Origin of the sequence: Planococcus salinarum (assembly GCF_007004625.1) — a bacterium.
GTDB classification, from domain to species: domain Bacteria; phylum Bacillota; class Bacilli; order Bacillales_A; family Planococcaceae; genus Planococcus; species Planococcus salinarum.
This window is the reverse complement of the sequence record NZ_VIFV01000011.1, coordinates 96,691-103,007: the sequence shown is the minus strand read 5'-3', so window position 1 is coordinate 103,007 and position 6,317 is coordinate 96,691. Positions and strand designations below refer to the sequence as shown.

Genomic DNA, 6,317 nt, shown 5'->3' with positions numbered 1-6,317 from the left:
GTTTTTCGTGTATTCTTGTCCATGCGTGAGTCCTTTTTAGTGGATTTGGACAGGAACTACCTGACCTTTCCATTATAAAGGACTTTTTCTTTTGGTTTTTGCCAGTTTTCGAATGTTTTATGAATTCCTAATCTTCAAAATCAATTAATACAACAGCAGTGATACGAAGTAGAGATATAACGCCTTATTGAAAAAAAGCAAGAATGCCAAGCAGGGTTAAACCAATTCCTAAAGTCAGCAATAGCAATTTCCATAACCAGAAAGTGACTATTGGTGAAAAAATAGAAAAATCTTTGTAAACTTTAAATTCATCGGTATATAAGAATTTTTCTTTACGTAGAACAAAGCAACCAATTACCAGTATTGGAATACTAACCAGCAATAAAGCAAATCCAACCGACATACTTACACCCCAAATTTGTGTGCTTCAAATTAAAAACTTCTTATTCAAAGTGTTTATATCAAACTAAAGTGTGAATTTTGGAAATGAAATTCCTATTCTGCTTAATTCTTCATATATATTGTAATCTCCTTCATTTATAGATTTATTGGAACTCTCTAATAGCGTTCGTAAAAGTACACATAAACAGACAAAAGGATAAAGCATTGCTGATCAGCACGGCTTTCTCCCTTGTGTATTACTATTAGAATATTTTTGAAGGTGTTCTTCATGAATAAGGCTATGACTGTATTAGCCGCCGACGCCTGTAGCCCAGCTTGCAATGTCGTAAGCTTTATATACAACGAAAAGACCAACAACTGCTGAAAACAGAGCAGCCATTCCTGTTCCGCGTTTCTGTGGATTTCCGCCGCTTCCTGTAAGTAGCATTGCGCCTATGACTAACCACAACACACCCCGGAAACCGCCAATGCCAATTACTAGGTATATTACGTTCTGCCAATCATCAAACAGACCGGATGTACCTCCTGTGTCTTTGATTCCTACATTTGATAGCGCGTCTGAAACACTAGTGGATGCACTTGACGCGGTTGCTGCGAAGGCAGCCATTGCCAAGAAGGAAACTAATGAAAATTTTACATTGCTTAACTTTTTTTCATGCCTACACCTCCATAGATTTTGAAGGATTTCATTCGAGAAAAACGAAAAAAACCACAAAGAAAATGACAACTTGCCATTTGGAAGCGCAGTATTCTTTCGAAAATATTTCCAAAAGAAAAAGAGCTTTTAAAAAAGCTCTTTAGAAAAAATTAGTTCCTTAATTATTAAGAAAGCTCATTATTCCATATTTATTTTTAAACTTCTCACTCTCTTCACGTTGGAGATTGCTGATTGTCATCTCATTGACATTCTTAAACATCTTCATTAATTCTTCTAACTGGACATTTGAAAAATGAATTTTATTATAATCAATATTCTTCTTCTTGATCATTATAGCTTGCTTTACGATTCTCAAATAACCAGCTTCATTATTAGATAAATATGGCGTTGAATATACTTTGCTATTATTATCTTCAATCATCTCTTTAATTAGATTACAATTTTTCTTAATCTTATAATCTTCCCATTCAGTGAGCTTTATTAAAATCAAACTAAGATATTGAATTATAAGCTCTTTATCACTTTTAGTCTTTATTGTATTTTCAATATCAAAATATAGGCTACTTAATTTTATTGCTACAATTAAACATGCATAATACGTTGACCCATTATTGAAGAATTTAAGGAGAGAAACCAATCTCCCTTTTTTATTATCTTCTATCAATAGCATCATTAAATTGCTGAGTGGTAAACCCATCAGGTGTAAATCACTGTCGTATTTTCTCCTTTCTATATCTGTAAAAAAAACATTGTGCTTTGTCTCTAAATCATAAGAAAGTGGATCTGATAATTTCCATTCCATCATCCTTAATGATTCAAAAAAGTTGCCAACTTCTCTGGTTTCTTCTGACTCTGTTAAATCTAATCTTTTATTTATTAAATTATAATAATCCATCAAAAAATCTCCGTACATGGGTTTAAGGTAAAACTGTCTGCCTAACTGTCCCAATCGACTATAAGAAAGATCATTATTTGAGATGTAATATGAATACTGCATCGTTAGATCAATTGCGGTTTCTAATCCGTTCTTGTTCTGTTCAAATATTATTCTGCTTTTTGAAGACGATAAACTGTTAAATAAACTACCCAGTATATTGTTTATTCGATTAGATGAAATATACGCTTCGTTTCGGATGAATAGATTTATCATTTCATTATATTGTGAAATTGCTTCTGAATATATTTCATTCTTGATTAACTCTTCTATACATTCACTCCAAATATTAATTGTATCGTGTGTAGCAGCTATTTCTGTGTAACTTTCTTGAACCTTCAATTTGTAATTAACTAAAGATAAATTAGATAATCTTTCTAAAACATAAAAATTCCGTCGGTATTCTATATCTTTTTTAAGTATTTTTTCAAAGGTATCTTCTCTTAAATAATATAAATATTGAGTTATAGATTTAAATCTACTAAAAGGTTTCTTTTTAATTTTAATTATGGCTTTTCGATTTTCCCAGTGGTATATACTTACAATTTTATTAATGCTAAGTTGTTCGCTATTTGTAAATACTACAATTTTCAGTATCAAATAAGTGAATAATAGCAATGTGGCCAGAAATAAGGGGAACACTCTAAGAGAATCATTGTTCCCGACGAATATAAATATATTGAGAAATAGAAAGATAAAAATCATGAAACCAGCAAATATGATATTACCCAAAATAGACTTAGCAAAGGTTATTTTATATATTGATGTACCAAATATTTTCTCCTTTTTCAAATTAACAATCAATGAAAATATTGAAAGTATAATGAAGGTTAAGCTGATTTGAGAAAATATTAATTGTCTGTTTAAGTCCACGGGAATCAAAGGTAAATATTCTGAAACTGCGTCTAGAAGTACTTTTGGAATCATATTTAATTGCATACTTATTATTCCTAAAAGAAAAAGGATTACAATAATCAGTTCGATAAAAGTTGTAAACCTATTTAGGTAAAAGAGAAATGGATACTTGTACTTCCCTTCTAAGTTGAACCATCCTTGAAGCAATTTCATCTTCACTTTTCGTATATATATTTTTAATTTTCTAGGCTTTTTCACATTATTTTTCCTCCTAAGCGTACATTTATATAAAACTCTATATTTTATTCACTTTAAGTTTAACATTAAATAAAACTTTAAATTGATTGACTTGTTAGTGTTAGAACTTCACAACAAATAGAAAAAGTTCGATTAGTCTTTGTAGACAAATCGAACTTTTTTGTTTGTTGATAATAAAGTTGTTTAAAAAGAACAGTTACTTTAACAAATACATGCTCTTACTATGGAACATCCGATAATTTGATGATATGTAAACTCCGTACTAAAAACATACGAACGATTTATTAAAGTGAAGTCTATTTATACAGATTTGTTATCCATAAATGTTAACTTAATTGGATATTATTCAATTTCGCCGATAAAGGAATTATTTCAGACAAATCTTCAATCACAAAATCTGCTTGAGCCAATTCCTCTTCCTGGGCGAAATCGAATCTGCAGCCGACAGCCGTTAACTTATTCATCTTTGCTGCATTGATATCAGATAATCGGTCGCCGATAACCGCCCCATTTTCGATTCCATACTTTTGAATTATCTTTCCAACCAATACTCCTTTATCTAATGAGGAAACCTGCTGAATACTGAATGTCTCTGTAACCCATCGATCCAGTTTATAGAATGCCACTATTGCAGACAGGTAAGCTGTTAATCCATTGCTTGCAATATAGATGGCATGTCCTTCCTTTTTCAAGTGCATGAATACTTCCTCGACATTCGGATATAATGCTCCGTTTCCATTTTCAATGTTCTGAATTAATCTTTCATGAAAATAGTCGTTTGCTTCCTCACGAATTTCAAATGAATGGTTCGGTAGTAACTCCTTCCAGACTTTTGGCAATGGAACACCCATTATTTCTCGGTATTTTGCAATTGGCGTACCGGAATCCCAAAGATTTAAAGTTCTTAAACGATCAAATGTATCGTCAAGAGCTATTTCTAAGATCCTATCGGTTTGAAAAAGTGTGCCATCCATATCGAAAATAAATGATTTCATCGTTTCCTCCTCTGATTTCCCCCATAGATTTTAACTGAAATGAATCAACTTTAGTTGCGTTAGACGAGTTTTATTCTATAGCAATTTCGATTATTTTTATTACATCGAACCGACAAGCAGACTAAGGATACCAATTATCGCTAGCCCAATACTCAGTACTATTGCTATTAAAGCCATAGTACTGTTTTTCTTGAAGTCCATAACTCCAAAAACCAAACCAATTAAAACTGTAGACCACCACAAAATATCAAAGAAAGCCAAAGGTAAATTTGCCAGTACATCTGTAAAAAATAAAAGACCTACTGATATCTGCAAACTTAAGGCAATTATTAGTCCCCAAGTTAATCTTCTGAAATTTTCTCTGCTTTTATACTGAAAGTTTATACCAAGGATAATTGCACTCAAGATTATTAACAAAAGTAATAATAATAAAATAGAAGTCAAAGTATTCATATTTTCTCCCCCCTTCTTTTTAAATAAAATGTTTTCGATAAAAATAACTGCATCAAGTCGCAATTTAACACAATACATTAATTTATAAAGACATTTTAGGAGAAAAAAAGTTCCTCAACTTTCCATGGCGGTTCTGGCCATGAATCACCGTTCGTAAAAGTACACCTTTACGAACGCTCCAAAAACCCCTATATACCCATAAAAAAAAGCGTTCGTAAATGTGTCAAAACACTTTACGAACGTCCATTTAATCTTTGGAACATTTACGAACGATAAGAAACTTGTCAGTTCGCTTGTTCAGTATTAATCCGATTCTGCCGGCTTTAAAAAATGACTCCATTCTCTCTCCAAGTTTTGTCCTTCTTGCATAAATTTACGAACGATTCACCTTCGCCATATAATATTCATCTATGTATTCCCGGTCCACCAGCAACGAATTCTTTTTAATTCCTTCTATCTTATATCCCATCTTTTGATAAAGTGCGAGGCCTGCCCGGTTCTTCATCATGACCGTCAATTCTATCCGGCGGACATTCCGCTCTTTTGCCCATTGATCGAGTTGTGTGAATAATTTCGTACCCACACCTTGTCCGCGGTTCTTTTCACAGATGCCAATCGCGACGTAAATGATGTGGCTCGTGCGCTGCAGCGAGTTTCCGATGGCAAACAGATAACCTGCCAGCACACCTGCCGATTCCGCAAGCAGAATCGCAGAAGACTCATCTTCTTCCATAGAACTGATGCGCTTCGCCATTTGTTCAGCGGTTATTTTTCGCTCGCCTGGGTCGAACATCATAAAACCCGAACTTTCAGCCTCCGCTATTAATCCCGTCAATTGTTCAGCATCGGCTGGTATCGCTTCTCGTATAATCATTCCGCGTCCCCTTCCTGTGGATAAAATCCCCTTTGACAATGTCGATGACTTCGAGGAGATCCTGTATTTCATAAGTCGGCTGGATACCGGTGTCATTCGCTTTGTCCGTTGGATTAAACCAAACGGTATCGATGCCGAAATTAATGCCGCCCTGAATATCAGAAGTCAGCGAATCGCCAACGATGATTGCATGTTCTTTTGCCGGGATTCCGATTTTTGAAAAAGCGTAATCGAATATTCCGGGATCAGGTTTTTGGAAACCCGCTTCTTCGGAGATGATGATTTCTTCAAAATGACCGGCTATCGGCGAATTTTTGAGGCGCGCTTTTTGCACATCCCCGAAACCGTTCGTCATGATAACGAGCCGGCTATCCGTCAACCCCTCCAGAACTTCCAGAGCTCCAGCCATCAAATGGCTTTCTTTACCCAGATAATCGAGGTAGCTGGCACTGAATGCAAACGGGTCTTTTGCCGAGTCGTGTTCCAGAAACAGCCTGCGGAAACGTTCAACGCCAAGTTCCCTCAAGCCCATCTTCCCCTGCTCCAGATCCTTCCACAGGATTTTGCTGATTGCCCGGTAACTATCGTGCATATCCAAAAAACCGCTCGGCATTTCATACTCCATGAATGTATTATGTAATGCTGCATGTTCCGACACCGAAAAATCCATTAAGGTGTCGGCGATATCAAAAATCACCGTACTGTATTTTGCTTTCATAAACTTTCCCCCTACTAACTTTGCATGAAATCGATTTATTCACTGATCGCATCTGGCTTCTTGTTCAACAGGAATGCAAAAACTGTCAGGCCATTATAAAGGACTTTTTCTTTTGGTTTTTGCCAGTTTTCGAATGTTTTATGAATTCCTAATCTTCAAAATCAATTAAT

7 protein-coding genes are annotated in these 6,317 nt (G+C 34.8%); all 7 read right to left on the bottom strand.

Translation table 11 applies throughout. From position 1 onward, the window contains the following. Positions 1–184 precede the first annotated feature (184 nt). Positions 185–403, bottom strand: coding sequence for a hypothetical protein (locus DIJ65_RS08570; protein WP_117301292.1), 219 nt, complete (start codon positions 401–403; stop codon positions 185–187). Positions 404–691: 288 nt separating this feature from the next. Beyond that, positions 692–1,009: a hypothetical protein gene (locus DIJ65_RS16395; protein WP_260678693.1), complete on the bottom strand. Its 318-nt coding sequence runs from the start codon at positions 1,007–1,009 to the stop codon at positions 692–694. Between the two features lie 208 nt (positions 1,010–1,217). Continuing rightward, positions 1,218–3,107 carry a hypothetical protein gene (locus DIJ65_RS08565; protein WP_117301288.1) on the bottom strand — a complete coding sequence of 630 codons (1,890 nt, stop codon included), beginning with the start codon at positions 3,105–3,107 and terminating at the stop codon, positions 1,218–1,220. A gap of 326 nt (positions 3,108–3,433) precedes the next feature. Continuing rightward, positions 3,434–4,102 carry an HAD family hydrolase gene (locus tag DIJ65_RS08560; protein WP_117301286.1) on the bottom strand — a complete coding sequence of 223 codons (669 nt, stop codon included), beginning with the start codon at positions 4,100–4,102 and terminating at the stop codon, positions 3,434–3,436. Positions 4,103–4,201: 99 nt separating this feature from the next. After that, the gene (locus tag DIJ65_RS08555; protein ID WP_117301285.1) at positions 4,202–4,555 is read right to left on the bottom strand and encodes a hypothetical protein; all 354 of its coding nucleotides are present in this window, start codon (positions 4,553–4,555) and stop codon (positions 4,202–4,204) included. 373 nt (positions 4,556–4,928) lie between these two features. Further along, entirely contained in the window at positions 4,929–5,429 is a 501-nt protein-coding gene (locus DIJ65_RS08550) for a GNAT family N-acetyltransferase (protein WP_117301283.1), read from the bottom strand. Next, positions 5,395–6,147: a YjjG family noncanonical pyrimidine nucleotidase gene (locus DIJ65_RS08545; protein ID WP_117301282.1), complete on the bottom strand. Its 753-nt coding sequence runs from the start codon at positions 6,145–6,147 to the stop codon at positions 5,395–5,397. The genes DIJ65_RS08550 and DIJ65_RS08545 overlap by 35 nt, the downstream gene beginning before the upstream one ends. Positions 6,148–6,317 lie beyond the last annotated feature (170 nt).

Bases quoted from the DNA above. Each gene is read 5' to 3' on its own strand.
- DIJ65_RS08550 (WP_117301283.1), bottom strand. From the start codon at position 5,429: ATGATTATACGAGAAGCGATACCAGCCGATGCTGAACAATTGACGGGA.
- DIJ65_RS08560 (WP_117301286.1), bottom strand. From the start codon at position 4,102: ATGAAATCATTTATTTTCGATATGGATGGCACACTTTTTCAAACCGAT.
- DIJ65_RS16395 (WP_260678693.1), bottom strand. From the start codon at position 1,009: ATGGCTGCCTTCGCAGCAACCGCGTCAAGTGCATCCACTAGTGTTTCA.
- DIJ65_RS08570 (WP_117301292.1), bottom strand. From the start codon at position 403: ATGTCGGTTGGATTTGCTTTATTGCTGGTTAGTATTCCAATACTGGTA.
- DIJ65_RS08555 (WP_117301285.1), bottom strand. From the start codon at position 4,555: ATGAATACTTTGACTTCTATTTTATTATTATTACTTTTGTTAATAATC.
- DIJ65_RS08545 (WP_117301282.1), bottom strand. From the start codon at position 6,147: ATGAAAGCAAAATACAGTACGGTGATTTTTGATATCGCCGACACCTTA.